This is a genomic window from Patescibacteria group bacterium (genome assembly GCA_041653535.1).
GTDB lineage: Bacteria > Patescibacteriota > Patescibacteriia > JACRDY01 > JACRDY01 > JBAZFH01.
Genome location: JBAZFH010000021.1, coordinates 1 through 3125 on the forward strand (window position 1 = coordinate 1; position 3125 = coordinate 3125).

Consider the following 3125-nt stretch of genomic DNA (forward strand, 5'->3'; position numbering starts at 1 on the left):
AACAACATTTAGATGGTAGTAACATATAGCCCGAAACATTATCATCGCTCATATTCGATTGTAGGCGTCGATATTGTTTATCCTGATTTACTGGTATTAAGTTAAACATCAATTACCTCTAAACCCTTGCAGTCAACATCGCCCGGCAAAGCTACTCGATTGGATTCATTGTCAGCTAATATGCCAAGTGGCTTCCATTCGCCGTGATTGATTATGCCTTTATTGCCGTTGATTCTATTGGCCTTACACATTTTGCATTGACAATCAGGCTGGCCATAATTGGCGGGTCTTAATTGGGTCTTAATTTCTGGGTCTAATTTTGGTTTGTTCGGAATCTCCACAATAGCCTGTTCGTTTTCTTTTTTGTTCGTTATCTCTGTTCGTTTTCTACCCTCTATTGTATCAGACTGTTCGTTATCTCTTCTCATATTTGATTCTGGTGCGTTTTCTAATCCCTGTTTTTGACCCAATTCCACACTATCCTTGTTTTTGCGATGAAAAGCCATTCGGCATTTATTAGAGCAAAACTTAGACGGCTTTGTTGTGTTCGTTTTTAATTCAATTTGACAGTTAATACAATTCATTTATTCTTCCCCTTTATCCATAACTTCTTTAAACAAAACGACTTGCGGCTTAACCTGTTCAACCTGCTGCACTTGCTTAAAGGCAGCAATCATTTCACCTAATTGTTTATTGCCAGCAGCTATATCCGTACCGTTTTTCTTACTTATGCCTAATTCGATTAAATATCGAGCATTATTTATAATTTCTTGTATTGTAACATCTGTTTTTGCTTCAATCCTGGCGATACCTTTGTCTATTTCGGCCTTTATGTTATGGTTTGTTATATTTCTATGCGCCGATACTCTTGCGGATTTAACTGCATAACCAGCTTTTATGGCGGCTTTTGTGCCATTATCACCCTGTAAGATACTTTCTTTAAATTTACTTTGTTTTAGAGTTAGCTTTTTAGTCATTTATTTACCCTTATAGCCAGCGGAATAAGCGGCCTTCGCTTGCTTTGCCGCGCCAGCTTTGGTTTTATAAACTTTTCTGTGAGACCCCCATTTATATCCGCCCCTTACTTTTCTTATTGGCATTTGACTCTCCTATTGTTTTGTGTTGATTTTTTGCACTTTGCGTTGTTTTTAATAAACATTGATTTTCCTTGTTATTTTATCAATAACGCAGTTTTTTGTGTTTTGGTCGTTTTTATGTTTAAAATTATTATCACGCTTGTATATCTTAACCCTTTGGATATTATCTGTCAAGTATAATTTTATAAATTTTAAGTTATTGTTATTGCTATACTTATATCAATTTTAAGATTTATTTTATAATTTAATTAAGCTGGTATGCTAATTGGTCGATTGTTTGCTATATGTACATATGTATTTGATGATTAAACTAATAACCTTTTTTTTATGGAGTATTGAATTATGAAAACCGAACAGATTAAATTTAGGTCGTTTTTAAAACAACAAGGCTTTAGATTGAGCCCAGTATTGTCAACTTTTCCGCTTATCGCTCACCACTGTATTGATGTTGATAAAAATCACGTCATTGTTAAAAATATATCCGTTTGTATGTTTTTGGGCGCGGAGACAAAGGACATTGTCGGTTGTGTTGTGTTTTATTTTGGCGGTATTGAACGCAAATATAAACAAAAATACGTCAACGAACGCGCCGAGCTACAAAAAAGGGCGATTGTTTGTAAAACCGCCAAAGAAGCTATCCTCCAATATAATAACTGGCATAAACAATCTCAAAACTGGCTGAAAACGTTAAAAACGATACTTTAGTCTTTTACACTATACCCGCTTAATTATGTCGGGTATAGAATAAAATACTAAACCTTTACCGCCGCCTATACGGCAGATTGGAGTAAAAAAAATGGAAAATTTATACAAAAAAGTAATAACAGACCCGCTCGGACGAAAATGCAGAATCGCTGTTAAATTTGCAACGGAGGCTGCTCTTTATGAGCGACTAAACATCCTAATGGACTATGACGATACACATTACATCTATCGAGATGACCTAACGCTATATTATGATTATATCGATTAATAACATATTTTTTAGGAGATAAAAAATGGAAAACGTAAAAGTCGAAACGATAAGTGGCGAGTATAAAGAGTATATCAAAGATGCCGACAAGATGTCCAACAAAGAGCTTTTGGATTTTGCAAGAGCAAGTCAGGATGATGATATTAAAAAGGCGATAGGCGAGCCGCAAACCGTACAGATTATATAGAGACAGTTTATTGTCGACGCCGGGGCTAACTGCAAATGGCGCGTTGAACCTTTGACTGTTTATGTATCTAAATAGTCTTTTATACTATACCCGCTATTTTTTGACGGGTATAGAATAAAAAACTAACCTTTAAATTTAGGAGTTAAAAAATGGAAAACTGTAATATATTTTCACAATGCCCGGAATGTAAAATGCTTTTTGTTACACGCAAAGGTGAAATTCTTGACGAAGTTAACTTCGGCTGTTGTCGCGGGCAAAATGGATTTTATTGCTCGTGTGGCGCAGAGTTAGAGACAATCCAAATATCTAAAATCCAACTACCAGCATAATTTTTATAATTTTAACAGCCGTATTATTGGGCTGTAATGCTTTTGAATCTACCGAAAACGTCAAAATCAAAATAGAAAGTGAGGATTAAATGTACACATGCGGCGGCGTATGCGGCGGCAAGAGCCAAAACACTCAAACAATGCGCCGATATTATCCGCAAAGACTATCCAGACATTGACAATCTTTTTAACGCCTAAACAAACGACCGATTAGGTAGTTTTTCGCAATATAAATTGTCAAACAACCGACAGGCCTGCGACCAGTTAAACCCAAAATCGAACTGAACGTCAAAGGCCTGTTATTTTCTTGGTTTTTTCTTGCCTGAACACTTAAAAATATACATATTTTATCCTTAAATAATTGCAACGGCGCATTGTTGTGGACTGCGCCGTTTTACTCGAAACGCATAAAGCGTAAGCCCTGCAATGCGATTGCAAGGGTATAAAATTCCGAGCAGCAGGACTCGAACCTGCAACCTCTTGTCCCCAAAACAAGCACCCTGCCAAATTGGGCTACGCTCGGTATATATTTTATAATT

The 3125-nt window shown here is 36.3% G+C and carries 5 protein-coding genes and 1 tRNA gene; 2 read left to right on the forward strand and 4 right to left on the reverse strand.

The window, feature by feature from the left end; all coding sequences use genetic code 11:
- Positions 1 to 101 precede the first annotated feature (101 nt).
- From WC310_05950 to WC310_05960, 3 genes are all read right to left on the reverse strand, one after another.
- Entirely contained in the window at positions 102 to 428 is a 327-nt protein-coding gene (locus WC310_05950) for a hypothetical protein (GenBank protein MFA5359325.1), read from the reverse strand.
- A gap of 156 nt (positions 429 to 584) precedes the next feature.
- Positions 585 to 977, reverse strand: a complete 393-nt coding sequence (locus WC310_05955) for a terminase small subunit (protein MFA5359326.1) — start codon at positions 975 to 977, stop codon at positions 585 to 587.
- Positions 978 to 1100 (reverse strand): hypothetical protein, encoded by a 123-nt coding sequence (locus tag WC310_05960; protein ID MFA5359327.1) that lies wholly within the window; start codon positions 1098 to 1100, stop codon positions 978 to 980.
- Positions 1101 to 1439: 339 nt separating this feature from the next.
- On the opposite strand from WC310_05960, the gene WC310_05965 reads away from it, so the two are divergent.
- Together WC310_05965 and WC310_05970 are read left to right on the forward strand one after the other, a co-directional pair.
- Complete coding sequence (locus tag WC310_05965; protein MFA5359328.1) at positions 1440 to 1802, forward strand: hypothetical protein; 363 nt, start codon at positions 1440 to 1442, stop codon at positions 1800 to 1802.
- A 293-nt stretch (positions 1803 to 2095) separates the two neighbouring features.
- Positions 2096 to 2257 carry a hypothetical protein gene (locus tag WC310_05970; protein MFA5359329.1) on the forward strand — a complete coding sequence of 54 codons (162 nt, stop codon included), beginning with the start codon at positions 2096 to 2098 and terminating at the stop codon, positions 2255 to 2257.
- Between the two features lie 778 nt (positions 2258 to 3035).
- Here the strand turns inward: WC310_05970 and WC310_05975 are convergent.
- Positions 3036 to 3109: transfer RNA gene (locus tag WC310_05975), tRNA-Pro, on the reverse strand.
- Positions 3110 to 3125: the final 16 nt, after the last annotated feature.